Genomic DNA, 21083 nt, shown 5'->3' on the forward strand with positions numbered 1-21083 from the left:
CCAGCTTTCTGATTTCCTCAGAAAACTGGCGATAGTTGTTTCGCTATGAAGGAGATAGGCACTCTTACTCAGCATGGGTTGTCTCATTTGCAAAGGAAATAATGGCTTCTTTGAGCTCATCTCCGCTGAGTGAACGGAACTCTTCAATCTTTTGATCAATAGCTTCTAGCGGCATGACATTTACCTTACCAACGAAAATCTTGTCCATGACTTGGTTATCAACCAATTCGGTCGAAACCAAGAGTTCTTCATAGAGTTTTTCACCTGGGCGAATACCGACCTCAACGATTGGAATTTCACTTTCCGTGTGCCCACTTAGAAGAACCATTTTCTTAGCCAAGTCATAGATCTTAACTGGTTTGCCCATATCGAGGATAAAGACTTCTCCATCCTTGGCATAAGCACCAGCATGGATTACTAGACGGCTGGCTTCTGGAATTGTCATGAAGTAACGTGTCATACGGAAGTCTGTCACCGTTACCGGACCACCTTCAGCAATCTGACGTTCAAAGACAGGAATCACGCTACCACGGCTACCAAGAACATTTCCAAAACGAACTGCACAGTAGGTTGATTTGCTACGTTGGTTAAAGCCAGTGACAATCAACTCTGCCACGCGCTTGGTTGCCCCCATAACATTGGGTGGATTGACCGCTTTATCAGTCGAAATCATGACCATCTTAGGTACTTTGGCTTCATCAACAGCCTTGGCAACATTGTAAGTCCCGAGGATATTGTTCTTGAAGGCTTCTTTTGGATTGCGTTCCATCATCGGAACGTGCTTGTGGGCTGCAGCATGGTAAACAATGGCTGGTTTGTACTGCTCAAACACCTGCAAGAGACGATCATAGTCCTGAATATCTGCAATAACAGGAACATAATCAATTCCTTGGAATGTACGGATCAATTCATGATAAACGAGATAGATGGAATTTTCGCCATGCCCAAGCAAGATGATACGTTCTGGATTGAAGCGGCTAACCTGACGACAAATCTCTGAACCAATCGAACCACCAGCTCCTGTCACCAAGATGGTCTTGCCTGTAATCTCAGTACCCAGACGCGATTCGTCGAGACGAATTTCCTGACGGCCCAAAAGGTCTGTGATATCAATTTTTTGGAAACCACTACCTGGTTGATGGAGTCCTTGAACTACTGTCTCAACCTTAGGCATCTTGTAACATTTGACGCCTAGTTTATTACACATCTGCAAGATGCGTTCGTACTCTGAGGGGTCAAGCGAAGGGATGGCTACGATGACACGCTCGATCTGGTGGCGTTTAGCTAATTCAGGTAGATTGTCATAGGAGCCCAAAACTGGGATTCCACCTAGTTTTTGTCCCTTTTTCTTTTCATCATTATCCAAAATCCCCACTAGCTCAAGGTCGCTAGTTGGATGTTGGTAGCTGTTCATAAAGAGGGCACCACCATCACCAGCACCAATCAAGAAGGTACGACGATGCTCTCCATCTCCACTACCTTGCTTGCGCTTAGAATAAATCAACTGCCAAGTGATACGAGGAAGCAAGATGAGGAAGGTACTCAACAAGATGAAGAGTACGATGAAACGGATAGAAAACAATGGAAGAAAGGCATAGCAGATCCCATAAGAAAGAACACTGCTGAGCATCACTCCGAAAAAGATTTTCATGAAATCCGTAATCTTGCTATAACGACTGATACTAGCATTTAGCCCCCAAAACGCAATCATGATTTGATAGAGGAGGAAGGCTAAAAGAGTATAGATCACGTAATCCACAGGCGCAGGATTTATAAGGCCATAAAACAAGATATAAGATACGATGATGGAAACAACCATACTCAGAATATCGAATATCCCCCAAAACACTTGTTTTTGCTGTTTATTTAAAATTTCAACCAGATCAATCACATAATCTGTTAGTTTTTTATTCATAGGAATTTACTCCCCCTTAAAAGAGTCAGATGATACTGTTGTTATGATAGCCTGAATCATTCAGTCTATCGGGGCTTACTTTCTCTTTCTTAAAAGTTTGACGAAGATAAACTGACGTACAAAGCCTGGACAAAGTGCAACAATTGCCTGAATGGCTACACTTTTAGCATATTCCATGTAAGAAATTTGCCCTCGCTCAAGCATCCGTTGGCGAGCTTGACGATAGAGTTTGAGGTAACGCAAGCCACCTCGACGCTCAAACATCCCTGCACCAACACGAACCTTACACAAGATTTGATCTAGGTTCCCAGTCTTGGCACCTGCAGCAATCATATTGAGCCAAAGGAGGTCATCCTCCATGTAAAGGCCATCTTCATAGTTGCCTGCCTTGAGGACCATGTCCTTTTTGAACATGACTGTCATATGGTTAAAGGCGCTTCTCATTCTCTGATAAGCCACAATGTCTGCATGCTGAGTTGGAACACAACGATAAGACACAATCTCATCTGGATTGTCAATGAACTCTGCGATATGCCCACCTAAGAGGTCGAGATCTTCTTTCTCCATTAGCTGAAGCTGTTTCTCAAAACGATCCGGAACGGCTAAATCATCTGTATCCATGCGGGCAATAATGTCATACTGGCACTGTAAAACACCGTATCGAAGAGCCAAGCCTAAACCTTGGTTTTGTTCTAAGGGGCACCGTTTAACTGGAATGTCTGACTGAGCTTCCACTTCATCTAGCACCTGATAGAGTTCGGGTGTGAGCGGCCCGTCCTCAACAAGAACAAGTTCGCTCGGTTTCAAGGTCTGGTTTTGAACACTTTTGATAGCATCTCTTAAAAACGTCGGATTTTCCTTTACATAGACCGACATCAAGACGCTGATTTTTTGCTTTTCAGGCACAGTTTTTCTCCAATGTATAGATTTCCTTCCACTATTTTATCACAAATTCTCCTAGTTTCCTATTTTTATATCAAATCAAGGAAAATTCTAGTAAAGAAATCTGTCTCTTTTCACTTTATTTTCACTTCCATTGATTGATCTGTCTTGGCTGTCATTACTTGACATTATAAGGAAAAAAACTTAAAATAAGCTGTTATTAAAATCATCCTATCGAGGTTTTTATGAAGAAACAATCACTCTTTTTTGTTCTAGGAATTGTCTTAATCGGGACCGTTTTACGATCTCCCTTCACTGCTCTTCCAACTATTTTAGGAGATATTGCTCAGGGACTAGGAGTGGAGGTTAGCTCTCTTGGGATTTTAACCAGTCTCCCTCTCTTGATGTTTGCTCTTTTCTCTGCTTTTGCAAGCCGCTTGGCACAAAAAATCGGGTTGGAACATCTCTTTACATACTGTCTCCTCCTCTTAACTGTTGGCTCTGTCATTCGGATTTTCAATCTTCCCCTTCTCTATCTAGGGACCCTAATTGTGGGAGCAAGCATTGCGATCTTCAATGTACTCCTCCCAAGTATGATCCAGGCAAATCAGCCTCAAAAGATTAGTTTCCTAACAACGCTCTATGTCACTGCCATGGGAATTTCGACAGCCATCGCTTCTTATCTATCCGTCCCTATCACCCAAGCTAGTTCTTGGAAGGGCCTCATCCTCGTTCTCAGCTTTCTCTGTCTGGTCACTCTGCTAGTCTGGTTGCCAAATCATCGCCACAACCACCACCTAGAAAACCAAAAAGAAAAGCAAGTCAAAGAGAATATTCTAAAAAGTAAAGATGTCTGGGCTATCATTATCTTTGGCGGGCTTCAGTCCTTGCTCTTTTATACAAGTATGACCTGGTTGCCAACTATGGCTGTTAGTGCTGGTATTTCTAATAGTGATGCGGCTCTCCTTGCTTCTATTTTCTCACTCATCAGCATTCCTTTTTCAATGACTGTTCCAAGTCTGACGACTCGTCTATCAGATGGTCACCGTCGAATCATGCTGGCAATTATCTCTATCGCTGGTATGACAGGAATTGCCATGCTCTTGTATCCAACCAATAATTTCCTCTACTGGTTAGTCGTCCATCTCTTGATTGGAACGGCCTGCAGTGCCCTCTTCCCCTACCTCATGGTTTGCTTCTCGCTTAAAACCAGTTCTCCTGAAAAGACAGCTCAGCTATCAGGACTAGCGCAAACAGGAGGCTACATCTTAGCTGCTTTTGGTCCTGCCTTGTTTGGTTATAGTTTTGAACTTTTCCAATCTTGGATCCCAGCTGTCCTTGCCCTTCTAGCCATCGATATCATCATGACCATCTCACTCTTTATGGTGGATCGGACTGAAAAAATCCTTTAAACTTCTAGTTTTTACTAGGAGCTTTTTTATATATAAAATTTTTACACATATTTCTTGACAGGGCTTTCATATTGAGATACAATATATTTGAAAAGAGTATATATAAAATTTTTATATAATATAAAGGAGGTTTCCCATGTACTTCCCAACATCCTCTGCCTTGATTGAGTTTCTCATCTTGGCTGTACTGGAGCAGGGGGATTCTTATGGTTATGAGATTAGCCAAACCATTAAACTCATCGCCAATATAAAAGAATCTACGCTCTATCCCATTCTCAAAAAATTGGAAGCCAGTGGCTTTCTGACCACCTACTCTAGAGAGTTTCAGGGGCGTATGCGCAAATACTACTCCTTGACCAATCGGGGCGTAGAGCAGCTCGTTACTCTAAAGGAAGAGTGGACGCTCTATACCGACACCGTCAACGGCATCATAGAAGGGAGTATCCGCCATGACAAGAACTGACTATCTGACTCAGTTAGAAACCTATCTCCATAAACTACCTGAAGCTGACCGCATCGAAGCTATGGACTACTTTAAGGAACTATTTGACGATGCAGGTTCAGAGGGCGAAGAAGAACTCATTGCAAGTCTAGGAACACCAAAAGAAGCGGCTCATGATGTCCTCTCTAACCTCCTCGACAAAAAAGTTAATGAAGCCCCTGCTCAAAAGAATGACCGTCAACTGTTACACATTGCCCTACTTGCCTTACTGGCAGCCCCTATCGGAATTCCGGTCGGGATCGGCATCCTCATGGCCATCATCGGTATTTTTATCGCAGCTGTCTCCGTCATTCTAGCCTTTTTCACCGTTTCTGTGACGGGTATCCTACTGGGCGGACTCTTTATCGTAGAGAGCTTTAGCGTCCTAGTCGAAGCCAAATCTGCCTTTATCTTGATTTTCGGGGCCGGTTTGCTTTCTATCGGTGCTTCTTCTCTTGTTCTACTAGGTATCTCCTATGTAGCTCGTTTCTTTGGCCTCCTAATCGTCCGCTTGGTGCAATGGATTCTTAAAAAAGGAAAGAGAGGTGACAGACATGCGTAAATTGACGAAAGGATTTCTCATCTTTGGTGTGGTTTCTACAATCCTTGGTTTTATCATGATCATTGTAGGCGCCCAGTCCAATGGTATTCAAAGTTTGCTTGCCATGTCAAAAGACCCCGTCTATGACAGTCGTATCGAAGAAGTGACCTTTGGAAGTGAAGTGGAAAAACTTGATTTGACTCTTGAAGAACATAGCCTAACCATCACAGAGTCTGTAGATGACAAGATCCATATCACCTATCATCCTTCCGTGTCTGGTCGTCACGATCTGACTACTGGCATGAGTGACAAAACACTGAGCGTCACTGACAAACAAGCCTCCCAACATCGTTTTCTCGGTTCAGGAATCGAAAGCCTACTTCGTATCGCCAGCAACTATTCTAATCGTTTTGACGAAGTCGTTCTCTCTCTACCTAAAGGAAGAAAGCTACAAGCTATCACCGTCTTAGCCAATCGTGGACAAACTAATATTCGTCAAGCCAATCTTGAAAATGCGACAATTAAAACAAAAGGCTATCTCTTAAGACTAACAGAAAGTTCTATCAAGAACAGCACACTAACGACACCTCATATCATCAATATCTTTGATACCGAATTGACAGATAGCCAGGTCAAGACGGAAAGGGAACACATCTATGCTGAGAATATCAAGGTCCACGGCAAGGTTGAGCTAGAGGCCCATTCCACTCTAAACCTCATTCTCTCCCAGAAAGAGACTGACCGTATCAATCTAGATCTTTCTTCTCAGCATGGTGGTATCTATCATAAACCCAAAGAAGAACATCGTGGACAAAAAGAGAATCAACTTGCCAACCCTTATAAAACTGAAAAAGCAGATATCAAAGATCTACTCATTGCAAAAGCCAACCAAGATATCTACCTACCTAAAGAAGAGCACTCTGCTCCGTCTAGAAACCATTGACAAAAACGCTTTCATCTGCTAGGCTAAAGATAGAAACGACCATAAAAAAAGGAGGTTCCACCATGACACAAGAATGGTTTGAAAGTGCCGATCTTGAGAAGAAATCACCTCAGACAAAATCAGAAATCCAGCCCAACGAGCCAGAGACTTCGGAAACTGTGGAAGATGAACCACAAGCAAGCCAAGAAACTTCTGTCTCACCTAAAGAGTTAGAAATACATGAGGAGGAAGCTCCCGAAATGATTGAGGAAGCCCAAACCAAGGAAGAGGGAGAAGGGAAAGCTGAAGAGGAACACAAGCAAGAAAACCCTGCAAAAGAGAAAAGTATCCTCAGCAAGGCTTTAGATAGTCCCTATATCCCAGACATTGACCCCCGCAAAACTGCCCGATTCAAAGAAGAAATCGCACTGTTTTGGACTTGGCTGCTGGATGCTATCCAAGAACCAACTGCCAGCAAGACTACGGACCAAAAGCATCGTTATAGTGTCTTTGGCCTGCTCACTTTGCTATCCACGATTAACCTTTTCTTTAGTATCTATCATATCAAGCACCTCTACTATGGCTATATGGCCTCTATTGCCAATAGTTTACCTAACCAGCTCCCTCCTTTAGATCTCTTTGCTGGACTCTCCATCTTGGTCGCTAGCGCTCTATTTTACTTTTCTATCATTTTGGGAGGCTTTACTGTCCGACGTGTACTGGACCAGGAGAGCGGCTTCACATTCCAAGAAGCTTGCGATCGTTACAGCCGACTCTTTGCTATCCCACTTGTCCTAACGGCTCTAGCAAGTTTCTTTGCACTCTTTGGTGGCTTACGATTTGCTGGCATCCTCACTCTTCTAAGCATGGCCATCTTTGCCCTTGGAAATCTCTTTGTGATTAGCAAGCCAAGTAAGACCAGTAGCCTTGACCCATTTTATCGATTCTTGCTAGCTGTTTTACTTGATGGCGCTATTCTCTTACCCTTCTTCATTGCAGAGCTCGCGCTGACAGTGGACTACCTTCGCATCCTGACCTTCTTTTAACCAAAATCCCTGCCATTTGTTAATGACAGGGATTTTTTATACTAACTCTTTTTTAAACAAGGCCTACTCGATGCTTGCCAATTCCTCAAAATCTTTTCCCAAAATGGCTTGTACTTCTAGTTGATTGGCATCTAATTGCTGGTAAAATGCTGTTGGTAGCGACTCTAGGAATTTTTCATAATCCAAGCGAGCGATGGATTCGTAGTCTTCTGCTTTTGAGCCATCACCAGAAATCTTCACTAGGTCAATCTCCCAAACAAGCTCTTTGCCTGCTAGCTGCTCGGTATAGGGTGCTGGCACAAAGGTCTCCTTAGGTAAAATCGTCTTGACTCCTTGGGCTAGGTGGTAGATACCGTGTACCTTGCCTTGGGCGTCTGGGTAAAATTTCACACTGGCAAGGTAGGCATCAGAGCCTTGAACCTTCTTGACCAGCTCTTCAAAACGTGCCAATCCATCCTCAGCCAAAAAGCTCTCGAGGTATTCCTTGTTGAGATAGATAGGGGACAAGAGCCCTTGGCAATAGACTAGACGAGCCGCTTTGTCAGATAGATAATGCTTGACCGTTTCTCGGAAATAAGCTTCAAAGTCAAACCCTTCTAGCCCTTCTACTGCCTCACCCAACTTGTTTGATAGGGCTTGGATGAGAGCTTCTACAATCTCCCAGTCCGCTCTGGTAAGGAAGTCTGGAATCACCACTTGATAGCCTTTTCGGCTATCCGCATAGTTCACCTTGAAGAGAAATTGCGACTGACCTACAATTCCACACTCGATATACTCGAGACGATTGAGGGGCTGACGGAGATAGACCGCATCATAACTGTGTGACTCCAAGCCCTCCACAAAGGCCAAGATGGACTTGGCAGTCAAGACCTCCTGTTGTCCTAGGATGCTTTCTTTATTTGGGATAAAAAATGTTTTCGCCATAACTGGCCTCCTTTGAAATCGTTTACACATAGTATACACTATTTTCCTGAAAGATACAGAAACAAATTTTAGATTTTTAGATAAAAAGCATAGAAAAACAGCCTCTAAGGGCTGTTTGCTTTATACTGTAGCGACTTGATCCAAGCTTTCACCGATAGCTGCTAGGCGCTCGATTACTTCTGCTTGTGTCAATTCATTTTCTGAAACATAGCGGTTGCGTGGGTGAACACGGCACTCGTGTGAGCATCCACGAAGGTACTTGTCTTCATTTTCTTCTGATGTTAGGATACGACGGTTACAGAAGGGATTTCCACAGTTAACATAGCGTTCACATGGTGTTCCATCAAACCAGTCTTTCCCTACAATGGTAGGGTTGACATGGTTAACATCAACTGCGATACGCTCGTCAAAGACGTACATTTTCCCATCCCAAAGTTCACCTTGAACTTCTGGATCTTTACCGTAAGTTGCGATTCCTCCGTGCAATTGGCCGACATCTTTGTAACCTTCACGAACCATCCAGCCTGAGAATTTCTCACAGCGAACGCCACCTGTACAGTAAACCACGACACGCTTGTCCATGAATTTTTCCTTGTTGTCACGAACCCATTGTGGCAACTCACGGAAGTTGCGGATGTCTGGACGGATAGCCCCACGGAAATGTCCTAGGTCGTACTCATAATCGTTACGTGTGTCAAGAACCACTGTATCTTCGTCAAGAAGGGCTTCTTTAAACTCTTTTGGAGACAAGTAAGCACCTGTTGTTTCAAGTGGGTTGATGTCGTTGTCAAAGTCGTTGTCTTCCAAACCAAGGTGGACAATTTCTTTCTTGTAGCGAACAAACATCTTCTTGAAGGCTTGTTCATTTTCTTCGTCAATCTTGAACCAGAGGTCTTCCATGCCTGGGAGGCTGTGAACGTAGTCCATGTATTTTTGAGTTGTTTCGTAGTCACCTGAAACAGTCCCGTTAATTCCCTCGTCAGCGACGAGGATACGGCCTTTGAGACCGATTGATTTACAGAAAGCCAAGTGATCTGCCGCAAATTGCTCTGCGTTTTCAATTGGAGTATAAAGGTAGTAAAGTAAGACACGAATATCTTTTGCCATAAGATTTGTTCTCTTTTCTATTCTTAAATTTTCAGAATTTTTCATTCAACTATTCTAGTATACCCACTTGGGAAAACGAATGCAATTTATTTGACCGGAAATTGTAGAAAGAGTCCTACCCCTGCACTTCATCAGTAACCATAGCGAATCGCAGATAATTCTCTCAATTTTTTGATTTGCTTAGCTTGATTTTCTGACAAACCCAGCTTGTTATCAATCAACACACGTGAGATGTCAACGTTCATTTGGCTCAGAATAAATGGAGTAGAGGTTCCATCATCCTCTAATCGTTTTTTATAAATCACTAACTGATTTTTCAAGGGAGTAAGTTGAGGCGCAGCCTTTATATCTTCCAATAGATGATCAATGATGGTCATCGCTTCACAACGCCTTTCTCTACCTCCAGCGAACCATTTTAATGGTGTCATTCTCATTTTCCTCCTGAAATTCGCTTATAAATTAAAAAAATATAATCCCTAACTCTCCTGCCAATATTTTACCCAAACACCCTATGTAAAAAAGTCAGCAAAAATGGCAAGGTCGCTACAATATTATTGATTACATGCACCGCATAGGATGGATAAATGCTCTTGGTATAGCGGGTCAAACCAGCAAAGATGATTCCAGATGTTGTAAAAACGAAGATATCTAACAGACTAGGCAGGCTTGAAAAATGAGGGAGAGCAAATAAAATAGACGGAAGAAGCAAGTCAAGAGCAAATCTCGAATCTTTAAAAAAGGCGTGTTGCAGTAATCCTCTATAGATTAACTCTTCCATCAGTGGAACCAGAAAGAACAGGGCTATATAAATACCTAGCTCTGCAAAGTTAGTCCCACTATAACCAATCAATACAGCCCAACCTTCAGCAGTTGACTGAACATGTTTAGCTGTCTGAACGTTAAAAGAGATCTGGAGCACTACCACTAATACTGTCAAAATCGAATACCAAAGCCATTTTTCTCTTGGAATGCGAAAGAGATAACCATGGCCTGTCTTAACCAGAATCCAAATCATGACTCCGATAAATAGCAAACTCAAGATATTTTGAATCCAGAAGAAATTACCAATCTGGGAAGAAAATTGCCAATAGTTTTGGACAATAAGTGTCAGCTGAGAAAGGCCAAATACGAAAAATAGGTAAGAGAAGACAGCACTCATTTTAAAAAGAAGGCGATATTTTTTCATAATAAATCCCCTATAGATGTATGTGTATCACATCGCATAAACCCTCAGAACCACTCTTTTCATGTTTACATCCTAAAAATCACTACCTCCCCTAGAGAACTAAGGAAGGCAGTGATCACATTTTTAGGAATTAGGAATGAATACACGAAATCAATCGTTCTTATGATTTTTTGTTTTTCAAGAATTCGTCGTATTGTTTTTGCATTTCGTTCAATACTTTTTCGTAGGCACCTTCAGATTTCAATTTTTCCATCAATTCTGGAATAGCTTTATCTGGGTCTACAGTACCGGTGTTGATGGCTGTATCGAATTGTTGCATTGTGTTAGAAATTGCTGAGATTTCAGATTTCACATTGTCAGTGTTAAAGATGAATCCAAGTGCTGGAGATTCTTTAGCTTCTGCCAATTGTTTCTTAGAATCTTCGATTTGTTGGTCTGTAACGTTTTCGTTGATGTAAAGAATCCAGTTGTTACCAGTGTTCCATCCACCCATGTGAGTATTTCCTTTGTAGCCATCAAGGACGCGTACACGGTTTTCTTTACCTTGAATTTTTTCCCAGTTCTTGCCTTCTGGACCGTAAACAAGACCGTTCAAGAGTTCTGGGTTCGTGTTCAATAGGTTCAACACTTCCATTGATTTTTCTTTGTTCTTAGAGTTGTTTGAGATAACAAAGTTGGCAACTTGTGTTGTTTGGTTTTTCTTGATAAAGTTAGTGATTGGTTTGATTTGAATGTCTTTGTTCGCAACGCGTGAAAGCAAGCTGTTACCATAGTCAGCTGGTCCTACTGTTTCTTCACGAACGAACCAAGTATCTTGTTGAAGGTCAAATGAAGTGTCGCTTGTTGCTACGTCTTTTGGAATGTATCCAGCTTCATAGAATTTGTGAAGAGTCTTCAAATGTTCTTTGAAACGAGGCACTTCGTAACGGTTTACGATCTTAGTAGTGTCTCCTTCAAGGTCGATAACAAATGGAAGTCCGTTTGGTACTGGGTAGTCAAAGTTATCAGATGGGATAAAGTTCTTCGTAACCGCAAATGGTACTACATCTGGAGCTTTTTCTTTAATTTGTTTCAAGACTGGTTCAAGTGTTTCGTATGAAGTTACACCTGAAATATCGATACCGTATTTAGCAAGAAGAGTTCCGTTGAAGGCAAAGTTTTGAGATGATGCAACGTTAGCTGCAACTGGTACTGCATAAATCTTACCGTTTACAGTGTTCCCTTTGATGTAAGCTGGGTCAAGTGCTTTGTAAAGCTCTGCTCCTTCTTTTTTATACAATTCTGTTAAGTCAGCATAAGCACCTTTTTGAGCATTTACGACATAGTTAGATGCAAATGCGATATCATAGTTTTCACCAGATGATGTGATAACTGACATTTTCTTATCATAGTCCCCCCATCCGAGGTATTGGATATCCAATTTAGCACCGACTTTTTCTTCGATGATTTTGTTTGCATTTTCTAGCAATTCATCCAAGTTGTCTGGTTTGTCACCGATTTGGTACATTTTGATTACAGGTTTTTCACCTGAAGTAGTATCTGCAGCTTTTTTGTTGTTACCTGTAAGGTTTCCACAGGCAGCAAGACCAGCAGCCAAAGCGACTACGCTAGCAGATGCAAAAGCATATTTTTTCCAGTTTTTCATGATAAAAACTCCTTTTTTTATTTTTAAACTTATAAACGATTTAATGATTTTTAACTTCAGTCACTAAGATGAAGTTGGGAAGGGAGAAACGGTGTTTCTCAGCAAGTGCTATTCTTTCACACCACCGATCGTCAAACCTTTAACAAAGTAGCGTTGGAAGAATGGATACAGAATTGCAATCGGAAGGGTTGCAACAACAACCATGGCCATACGACCTGTTTCTTTTGGAAGAGCGACTCCCAGTTGGCCAGATAGGCCGACTGCTTTTGCAATGTAGTCCATATTTTGCTGGATTTGCATAAGCAAATATTGCAATGGATACAAGTTGTCACTCTTGATGTAAAGAAGGGCGTTGAACCAGTCGTTCCAGAAACCAAGAGCTGTCAAAAGCGTGATGGTTGCGATACCTGGAAGTGACAAGGGCAAACAAATCTGGAAGAAGATCCGAGCTTCACTGGCACCATCGATACGAGCAGATTCGAGGATGGCTTCTGGAATGGTCTTCTTGAAGAAGGAACGCATCAAGATGATGTTGAATGGTGAGAGAAGCATTGGAACAATCAAGGCCCAAACGGTATCACCCAGTTGAAGCAGGCGAGTGACCACGATATAGCCTGGTACCAAACCAGCATTGAACAACATACTAAGAAGAGCGAAAATCGTAAAGAATCTGCGGTACTTAAAGGTTGTACGTGAGATGGCGTAGGCATAAGTGGTTGTAATGAAGACGTTGGTCACTGTTCCGACTACAGTTACAAAAACTGAGATAAAGAGCGCTTGGAGGATCTTATCTTTAAACTGAGCTAGGAACTGGAATCCATCTACACCAAACTTCGAAGGGAAAAAGCTATATCCATACTGGAGGATGCTCTTTTCATCTGTCACCGAAATGATGATAACGAAGATAAAGGGCAAGATACAAGAAAGAGCGATCAAACCAGAGATAATACTAAAGAAGATATCTGCTTTCTTACTGAAGGAGTGAATGCCGACATTATCGATTTTTTCTTTTTTAATTTTCTTTTCTGCCATATTCTCCTCCTTTCTAGAACAAAGCTGAGTTTGGATCGACTCGTCTTGCAAGCAAGTTTGATAGGATAACCAGTATCAAACCGACAACGGATTGGTAAAGACCGGCTGCTGAAGCCATACCGATATCTGCTGTCTGAGTCAAACCATTAAAGACATATACATCCAAAACGTTGGTTACATTGTAAAGCTGACCAGCATTGTGTGGGATTTGATAGAAGAGACCAAAGTCTGCACGGAAGATATTTCCGACTGCAAGGATGGTCAAGACTGTTACAAGTGGAGTCAACTGAGGAATGGTTACGTTGCGAATGCGTTGCCACTTGCTAGCCCCGTCCACTGTTGCTGCTTCGTAGTAGGTTGGGTCAATTCCCATGATTGTCGCATAGTACATGACACTGCTATATCCAAAGCCTTTCCAAATACCTAGGAAAAGGAGAAGGTATGGCCAAATGCCTAAATCAGCGTAGAAGTTGACTTCCTTCATGCCAATGGATGTTAGGAAATGGTTGAAGACCCCTTTGTCAATGTTTAGGAAGGCATCTGTAAAGAAACTGATGATAACCCATGACAGGAAGTAAGGGAACAACATAGACGTTTGGAAAATCTTAACCATTCTCTTAGAGCGGAGCTCGCTGAGGATGATGGCAATCCCTACTGATACAATCAAACCGATAAAGATAAAGCCGAGATTGTAGAGAACGGTATTTCGAGTGATGATAAAGGCATCTTTTGAACTAAACAAGAATCTGAAATTATCTAACCCGACCCATTTACTATTCACAATACTATCTATGAAACCATTACTGGTCATATGGTAGTCTTTAAAGGCGACCACATTCCCAAATACTGGAATGTAAAAGAATAGAATCAACCAGAGTGCCCCTGGTAAAACCATCAAGAGAAAGATCCAGTTATCTCTCAAGGTCTTTGAAAACTTTTTCATAATTTCCTCCCTTTTTATTCCTAAAAACTGATTTCATCGAATTTTTAGGTTTGATAACGATTACATTATTAGTATACTCCTAATTGATGGCTAGGTTAAACTACTAATTATAGAAAAAACTCCACAAATTATTTTTTGTGGAGAAGTTTTTTATAAGAAATAGGTTTCACGAGAAACACTCTGACTCGGAAAAGATGCCCTTAAGTCGTATAAATCGTCGATGCGGTCGCAATGGTGTGCCACTGGTTGGCTGTTGTGGCTGCAAAGTCCTTGTCTGCGTAGAAGTCAGTAAATGGTAGGATTTCAACTTCTAGCTCGTCGATGCGGTCAATCTGCCCTGCCAGATAAGCCTCGATACGACTTTCTGCTCGTTTGATCCGTTGCAAGAGTCCGCCCATACGGATATCGACTGTATCCAAGCCAAAGACCTTATTTTCTTTCAACCATTGGTGGCTAAAGAGAGCATGGAAGTTTTCAATCTCGCTTCTGAGTTTTGGTAATTCTTGCATGGCGATTTGCTGTAAGCTGACTTTGTCACCGGATTTATAAGCTTCACGGATGCGTCGTCCCACATCCACTTTGCTACTTAAAATCTGGTTCAACTGGGCCTGAGTTTCAAATAGGTAGGCATAGTTCCCAGCTTTTTCTTTGATTTCAGCAAGCGTCTCAGCAGCCTGAGCAAAGTGCGGTTTGTCCTGTTCAGGTGTCATGTGTCTGTCAAGAATCGGGCAAAGAACATCCTGATAAAAGACATAGCGGTTGGGATTGATCCCACTGAGATTGCCTGGCAAGTCTGGCAAGAGATTGGCAAGGTCAATCTGAATAAAGTCCTCAACTGATAGACCCGTATTGGTCTTGAAGTGAGCAGACAAACGGTCTAGGTCATTGCGGTAGCTGAGCTCTGCCCAGATTTGCAGACTTGGTAGAATAGAGAATTGGGCTGTTTCACCACCATTGTCCCCCCAACCCGTCACGATGACTTCTTTGATCTGATTAGCACGACAGGCTTTATTGGCCTCCATAGCAATAAGACGGCTGAAATGGTTGTTGGGTGTGAAACCGATCCACTTCCAAGCACCACCTGCAAAGGCAATATCTTGGCTAATCTTGTGATGGTTGCGGAAATTGCGATTGTATTTTTCCTCGCTATCCTGATAATAATCCCAGTAAACCAAGGTTACACGGTCTTTGAGACGATCTAGGTAGACACGAGTTTCCTCTGGAATCTCCACATCGCGGTCGTACTGACCATCTGCTGACATGAGTTTAAAGAACATATCACTCCACATCTGACAATGGAAACCATACTTATCGGCAATATCCAGCACGCGCTCCAAGTGTTGACACATGAGGAGACTACGGTCTACAACGCCGTTCAAAATGAGGTAGCGCCCCAAACCAACCAAATGGGCTTCGTCCATCCCGATATTGACCTTGCGTGTCTGCAGTTTAGATAGAGTGGCAAACATCCCATCAACCAGGTCATACACCTTTTCTTCGCCGATAAGGAGAATGTCCTCCACATCACGAAGTTCCTGCACTTCTTTGACACCCCATTTGACGAAGGCTGACAAGTGGGCCAAGGTCTGGATGCAAGGCACAAAGGTCATATCAAACTGCTGGACATAGGCTTCGATTTCCTGCAACTCCTCTGCTGAATAGGCGCCACGGAAGTAACCAAAGTAAGGTTGCCCCTCAATCTGATAGGTGTCTTCCATGTAAAGTTCAAAGGTTGAGTAACCCATGAGAGCCAAGACCTCAATCATCTGCTTGGCAGAAGCCACATTCAGCACCGCATTTCGAGAACAGTCTGCCATGTAGGCCAAATCTTCATAAGCTGCCTGCTCCTCAATCGCTACTTTATCACCTTCTACTAGAGCTGTTGCCAATAAGGACAAGGCGCGGTAAAGTTGGTGAGGTTTGCGATAAGTCAGTTGATAGTGGCCTCCCTCACCCTTGATAGAGATAGAGGCTTGGTCAGACTGAGCGACTGCTACCTCTACATCTGCTAGCGAAATATGCTTTTTAAGCAACTCTAATGCTTGCTCTTGTTTGGGACTAAGTCCTGTAAATCTTACCATTGATTTTCCTCCTGCAGCCAGTTGACAAGGGCACCATAGAGATTGGCATCTGCATGATAGGTGCAAGCTTGGATAACTGGTGCGACCGTGTATTCTTCGTAGGTCTCGACAAAGTTATCGACAGCCTTCTTGACACCTTGGATGAAGTCTGGATTCTGACTGATAGAGCCTCCCAGACTAATGACATCTGGGTCGATGAGATACTGAATATTGAGCAAGCCTTGCGCCAGATTACGGTTCATGCGCAAAATAGCTTCTTGACAAAGAGCATTGCCTGCTGCAGCTTCTTGGTAAATCTTGCGACCATCCCAGTCAGTCTGACCAGATTTTTCAATTACGTAACGAACCATGTTTCCTGTAGAGGCTAGTAGCGACCAGTTGTTGAGTTTTTCAGCTGGTTCAATGGTTGTCATATAGCCAAACTCACCACCTAAGCCGTGGCGACCACGGTGAAGTTTGCCATTGATAATCATAGCTCCGCCAATTCCTGTCCCAATCACGACACAGGCCGCATTTTCAATTTCTGGATGAGCCAGCAGTTCACTAAGTCCAACACAGTTGGCATCATTTTCTAGATGGACAGGGAGTTGATGATGTGCAAGAGCTTCATACCAAGAAAAGCCATGAATGTAAGGCACTGCACTGATTCCCTCAATCACACCTGTTTCTTGATTGACCGCTCCTGGAACGCTCATGGCGACCCCTCTGTAATCCTGCTCTGACAAGCGTTGGTCTAGCCATGCCAGTAAATCTTCTAGGGTTTCTGGTGTCGGTGTACTTGTCTTATCTAGTATTTTTCCATCAGGAGTCAGACTGGCAAACTTAATCCCAGTCCCTCCGATATCAATGGTTGCAATGGTCATTGTTCTTTCCATAAAAAGGGGCGAATCAGTAGTTAGTCCTTACTCTTTCGCCCCTCCTTTCTATCTCATAGTATTAGTTATCAAACACTTTAAAACTGTTAAATGTCTTCTTTTTTGATCAATTCTGTGCGAATTTCTTGTGGTGCTAAGAGTCCTGAATGAACTGGATATGGTCGCTCAAGTAAGTCAAGAATGGTTTGTTGGTGTTCAGATATGCGCACATTTTCTTGGCTCATATTGTAGTAACGGAAAACATATCCTTCTTCATTTTCAGCTACCTTAAAGGCTGTCGGGCAGACTTGTGGTAAGCTGAGCGCCGCATGGCTCAAGAGGCTGCCAGTCGCTGCCACACTTCCTTCTTGTTTAGCGACCTGAAGACTAGTGAATGGTGTTTGAAAGGCTTTGGCACGACGGAAAGCGGAGAAGCGTTCCCCTGCTTGGTGGCACTCAAGTGTAAACTCAACTTCAAACTCACGCAAGCATTGAGCCTCTGGTGTTGGGAAGTAACCCCAGTCACCTAACTCACCTGAGGCACGAAGAATGGTCACTGCAATGGTGTCGTCTCCAAGGATTTCATACTCGTGCAATCCTTTATTTGCCACTGTCACCCCTTTTTCATCATCATAAAGGCTGACAAAGGCTTGTTGGTGTTGTGGATTTTCAGGATTTTCCCAAGAAGCAGCTGGTTTGTTTGGTCTTGTCACCACCTCATAAATGCTTTCAGAATCATTGCTTGGACGAGTGTTATGAGTCTTAACCAAGAGACGGATACGGTGATCCTTAGCGGTGTTGGTAAAGCGAGTCTTGAAGCGGATTTGAGGATTGTCAACAAAGACAGTCATCTCTGTTTCCAGAGGAAGGGTTGTCAATTCTTCTGAGCGCCCAGCTTCACGCGTCATAAACTCGATGATGCCTCTTTGTTCCGCATCCAGTTTTTCGTCTGCACTTACTGGAATTGTCAATTCATGCTTGAGCAAAATCTTGGCAAAACGTGCTGTATTTTCCAAGACCTCATAGCCCTTAAGCTCTGCATAGATAGGTTCTGTTCCTTTTGGTTGGAAATAGATGTACTCATTTCCGATGTCACCACGGTCTTCAAAGCGAACAACATCCTCATACGCTTCATGAGTTGTCTTGTCGTAGACTGTGATAGTATCATCCACACTGACCGTTACAAATGGCGTATCGATCACTCCGTTTTGGTAAATACCGTCACGGTGTTCTTGTTCTCCTTCGAGCAATTGGAAAGTTGTCCAAGAAAGTGGTGCCAGATGAACAGGGACTGTCACGCGCACTTGTCGAGCGATACGAGCCTGACGGAACTTGTCTTTTGGTAAATCATACTCAAAATTAGCTCCCAGATCTTCGATTTTCGCTTCTACAGCATGCCCTTCCAAGTCTTCGACACGGTAGCTTGGCAAGGTCAAGGCTGCCATCTTCTTATAGCCTTCTGTTGGGTGCAATTCTTTGAAATCACAAGTCGCTACATCAATCACGGTGCTGACTGTATCAACCTTGTCATGCAAGCCTGTGTTGATGACGGTAAAGAGATGGTCGCTTTGGGCTTCGTGGGTTGCGATTTTGCCCTTCCACTCATTGAGAAGATTGGTCTTAACAAAGTTTCCAACTTGGTTAACTTTGGCAAAACGTGTCTCCATCTCACGGTGAACCTCGTCCACGCTACAGCCACAGATACTATCATGGGGAGCATTTTGTAGAAGGGCTTTCCAAGCATAGGTCAACTGGTCCTTATGGTTGTGACCACCAGTGATGACAGTCAATGGCTCCACTACTTGTTCTAGGAGATTGCTATTTTCTTGGAAGGATTGTTTGAGGTAAATGCGTGATGAGGAAGTGTTGGCAAGCGTGTACCAACCATCTGTTTCCTGACTTGTCAACTCACCTGTAACCGTTGATAACTGCTCTGGTAGAGCACTTTCTACTGCATAAACATAGTCATCAAAGGAACTATGCACAAAGGTCACATCTGGGAAGAGTTCATTTGCCACACGAATGGCTTCACTCAGATTTCGCTGTACAGGCTGGTGGTCACATCCGTTCATCATCAACCATTGGTTGGTCGAAGCATAGTCACGTACGTCTGACAATTTTTGTTTCCAGAAGGCCAGGGCCTCATCCTTATCAACTGGGATTTCATTCCCATTACTATACCAGTTGGCAAAGAGGATACCGAGGACACGACTTCCGTCTGCACCCTGCCAGTACATTTCTGAAAACTGGGATGTGAACTGCTCATCTTCGAGAACTTGGTTGTCAAATCCAATCGGCTTCACACCACGACCAAAGGCTGCCACGTGAATGCCTGATTTTTGAAGGATTTGGGGAGCTTGTCCCATATTTCCAAAGGTATCTGGGAAGTAACCAATCTGGGTTGATTTGCCCCATTTTGCACATTCTGCTTGACCAATCAAGGTATTGCGGACATTGGCTTCACTTGAAATCAAGTAGTCATCCTGCAAGATGTAAAAAGGACCAATTTTGAGTTTGCCTTGGTCGATGTAACGTTGGACTTTGTCGCGATTTTCAGGGCGAATTTCCAAGTAGTCATCAAGGACAATAGTTTGTCCATCCAAGTGGAAACTCTTGAACTCAAGGTCATTTTCAAAGAGATCAAAAAGATTGTCAAACAATTCCACCAACTGCATCCGGTGGCTTTCAAAAGGCAAGTACCACTCACGATCCCAGTGACTATGTGAGATAATATGTACAACAACATTTTCCATGAAGTAAAACCTCATTCTAACTTAAATTTTTATTTCTATCTAACTAAAGAACTGACTAGCGTATATCTAGATAATCCAAGACTAATTCACAGAACATCATGTTGGCCCAAGAGAACCATTCACGTGAGTAAAGCGTTGGGTCGTCCACGTGGAAACTTTCGTGCATGACACCTGTGCCACCATCGCAGGCAACTAGCTGATCCAGCAAGTATTTTTTCTCTGCCTTATCTCTTGTTGTCAAGCCTTGGATAGAAAGGGCGATTGGCCAGATATAGCGATAGAAGGTATGGGAACTTCCAAGACCGCTAGCGTATTCTCCTTGGTAGAAATATGGATTTTCAGGGCTTAGAATGGTACGGCGTGTGGCTTGATACACTTCGTCTTCAATGTCGCAATAGCCCAGATAAGGCGCAGCCAGCAGACTCGGTACATTTGGATCATCCATGATGCTAGCATTTCCTAGACCATCCACTTCAAAGGCGTAAATCTTTTCACCCTTGCTGTTGGAGGTATAAGCGTAGTTTTCGATTCCTTCTTGGATTTCAGACTGGAGACGCTTAGCATCTGCAATAATACTCTCGCTATCAGCTAGGTCCAGTTCTGCAAAGATTTCTTGCACGTACCCCAAGACTACTACAGCAAACATATTGGACGGAATCAAGTAGCTATACTGGCAGCAGTCATCACTCGGACGAAAAGCTGACCAGGTCATACCTGTCACTGCAAAGTCAGGTCCAAAGCCATCATTTACCAGAGTATCTTCCTTGCGGTCTGTATCCCGAACGAAACGATAAGGAGAATTGTTGTGGTCTTGTTCCACCGTCCACAGATGAAGAATTTCCTTGGTCGCTGCGACAAAAGTCTCATCAAACTGACTAGTCTCGCCAGTCTCTTTCCAAAGGAGATAAGCCAACTGCAAAGGATAGCAAAGTGAGTCCACCTCATACTTGCGTTCCCAAATCCAGCCATTAAGGTCGGTATGGTCAGTCTCATGGTGCCCCTTCCAGTTTTCCTCAATATTGAAGGAATTGGCATAAGGATCCTTGAGTACCAAGGTCATCTGACGCTTGACCAGACCTGCAATGGTCTGACGCAAGAGAGGATCTTTTTTAGCCACATGAAGGTAGGGTCTGAGTTGGGCCGTCGAATCCCGAAGCCACATAGCAGGAATATCCCCTGTCAAGACAAAAGTTGAGCCATCTTCTAGAATCTCGACCGTATTGTCCAAGGTGTCGGTGTAGCAACGCTCAAAGACATCCACCCACTCCGGATGATCCTTAGCCCGCTCTGCTACTTCGTCTAACCATTTTCTAACAATTTCTTTCGAATAAATCATCGTGCAGTTTCCTCTTTCAAACA

General features: G+C 43.2%; 18 protein-coding genes. 5 read left to right on the top strand and 13 right to left on the bottom strand.

Features of this window, described 5'->3' with window-relative positions:
* Positions 1 to 64: 64 nt before the first annotated feature.
* Together O3652_RS04855 and O3652_RS04860 are read right to left on the bottom strand one after the other, a co-directional pair.
* On the bottom strand, positions 65 to 1915 hold the full coding sequence (locus O3652_RS04855) for a nucleoside-diphosphate sugar epimerase/dehydratase (protein WP_216728637.1): 1851 nt from the start codon (positions 1913 to 1915) through the stop codon (positions 65 to 67).
* 75 nt (positions 1916 to 1990) lie between these two features.
* Positions 1991 to 2821 (bottom strand): glycosyltransferase, encoded by an 831-nt coding sequence (locus tag O3652_RS04860; RefSeq protein WP_371590130.1) that lies wholly within the window; start codon positions 2819 to 2821, stop codon positions 1991 to 1993.
* A gap of 221 nt (positions 2822 to 3042) precedes the next feature.
* Between O3652_RS04860 and O3652_RS04865 the strand changes: the two genes are divergently transcribed.
* The 5 genes from O3652_RS04865 (at position 3043) to O3652_RS04885 (ending at position 7199) form a co-directional block, all read left to right on the top strand.
* Entirely contained in the window at positions 3043 to 4209 is a 1167-nt protein-coding gene (locus tag O3652_RS04865) for a CynX/NimT family MFS transporter (RefSeq protein ID WP_371590131.1), read from the top strand.
* Positions 4210 to 4345: 136 nt separating this feature from the next.
* Positions 4346 to 4672, top strand: a complete 327-nt coding sequence (locus tag O3652_RS04870; RefSeq protein ID WP_000273860.1) for a PadR family transcriptional regulator — start codon at positions 4346 to 4348, stop codon at positions 4670 to 4672.
* On the top strand, positions 4659 to 5252 hold the full coding sequence (locus O3652_RS04875; RefSeq protein WP_125412688.1) for a DUF1700 domain-containing protein: 594 nt from the start codon (positions 4659 to 4661) through the stop codon (positions 5250 to 5252). The genes O3652_RS04870 and O3652_RS04875 overlap by 14 nt, the downstream gene beginning before the upstream one ends.
* On the top strand, positions 5245 to 6174 hold the full coding sequence (locus O3652_RS04880) for a DUF4097 family beta strand repeat-containing protein (protein ID WP_125412693.1): 930 nt from the start codon (positions 5245 to 5247) through the stop codon (positions 6172 to 6174). Before O3652_RS04875 ends, O3652_RS04880 begins: the two co-directional genes overlap by 8 nt.
* A gap of 62 nt (positions 6175 to 6236) precedes the next feature.
* The gene (locus O3652_RS04885) at positions 6237 to 7199 is read left to right on the top strand and encodes a DUF6574 domain-containing protein (RefSeq protein WP_125412699.1); all 963 of its coding nucleotides are present in this window, start codon (positions 6237 to 6239) and stop codon (positions 7197 to 7199) included.
* A gap of 63 nt (positions 7200 to 7262) precedes the next feature.
* On the opposite strand, the gene O3652_RS04890 is transcribed toward O3652_RS04885, so the two are convergent.
* The 11 genes from O3652_RS04890 to O3652_RS04940 all read right to left on the bottom strand — a co-directional run bounded on the left by O3652_RS04890 (position 7263) and on the right by O3652_RS04940 (position 21060).
* The gene (locus O3652_RS04890; protein ID WP_125412702.1) at positions 7263 to 8123 is read right to left on the bottom strand and encodes a DUF4299 family protein; all 861 of its coding nucleotides are present in this window, start codon (positions 8121 to 8123) and stop codon (positions 7263 to 7265) included.
* 120 nt (positions 8124 to 8243) lie between these two features.
* Positions 8244 to 9230, bottom strand: coding sequence for a rhodanese-related sulfurtransferase (locus O3652_RS04895; RefSeq protein WP_001030012.1), 987 nt, complete (start codon positions 9228 to 9230; stop codon positions 8244 to 8246).
* A 131-nt stretch (positions 9231 to 9361) separates the two neighbouring features.
* Positions 9362 to 9658 carry a bacteriocin immunity protein gene (locus O3652_RS04900; RefSeq protein ID WP_185755858.1) on the bottom strand — a complete coding sequence of 99 codons (297 nt, stop codon included), beginning with the start codon at positions 9656 to 9658 and terminating at the stop codon, positions 9362 to 9364.
* Between the two features lie 68 nt (positions 9659 to 9726).
* A complete protein-coding gene (locus tag O3652_RS04905) occupies positions 9727 to 10416 on the bottom strand; it encodes a CPBP family intramembrane glutamic endopeptidase (RefSeq protein ID WP_125391529.1) in 690 nt (229 codons plus the stop codon).
* A 160-nt stretch (positions 10417 to 10576) separates the two neighbouring features.
* The gene (locus O3652_RS04910; protein ID WP_000800397.1) at positions 10577 to 12061 is read right to left on the bottom strand and encodes an ABC transporter substrate-binding protein; all 1485 of its coding nucleotides are present in this window, start codon (positions 12059 to 12061) and stop codon (positions 10577 to 10579) included.
* A 108-nt stretch (positions 12062 to 12169) separates the two neighbouring features.
* Positions 12170 to 13093: a carbohydrate ABC transporter permease gene (locus tag O3652_RS04915; RefSeq protein WP_000818344.1), complete on the bottom strand. Its 924-nt coding sequence runs from the start codon at positions 13091 to 13093 to the stop codon at positions 12170 to 12172.
* A 13-nt stretch (positions 13094 to 13106) separates the two neighbouring features.
* Complete coding sequence (locus O3652_RS04920; RefSeq protein ID WP_000714584.1) at positions 13107 to 14036, bottom strand: sugar ABC transporter permease; 930 nt, start codon at positions 14034 to 14036, stop codon at positions 13107 to 13109.
* Positions 14037 to 14236: 200 nt separating this feature from the next.
* Positions 14237 to 16117 carry a beta-N-acetylhexosaminidase gene (locus tag O3652_RS04925; RefSeq protein ID WP_125391528.1) on the bottom strand — a complete coding sequence of 627 codons (1881 nt, stop codon included), beginning with the start codon at positions 16115 to 16117 and terminating at the stop codon, positions 14237 to 14239.
* Complete coding sequence (locus O3652_RS04930; RefSeq protein ID WP_371590133.1) at positions 16111 to 16980, bottom strand: ROK family protein; 870 nt, start codon at positions 16978 to 16980, stop codon at positions 16111 to 16113. The genes O3652_RS04925 and O3652_RS04930 overlap by 7 nt, the downstream gene beginning before the upstream one ends.
* 98 nt (positions 16981 to 17078) lie before the next feature.
* Positions 17079 to 19724, bottom strand: coding sequence for an alpha-mannosidase (locus O3652_RS04935; RefSeq protein WP_371590134.1), 2646 nt, complete (start codon positions 19722 to 19724; stop codon positions 17079 to 17081).
* 55 nt (positions 19725 to 19779) lie between these two features.
* The gene (locus O3652_RS04940; RefSeq protein WP_125412717.1) at positions 19780 to 21060 is read right to left on the bottom strand and encodes a glycoside hydrolase family 125 protein; all 1281 of its coding nucleotides are present in this window, start codon (positions 21058 to 21060) and stop codon (positions 19780 to 19782) included.
* Positions 21061 to 21083: the final 23 nt, after the last annotated feature.

The sequence above is a fragment of the Streptococcus sp. 27098_8_23 genome (assembly GCF_041432195.1).
Taxonomy (GTDB): Bacteria; Bacillota; Bacilli; order Lactobacillales; family Streptococcaceae; genus Streptococcus.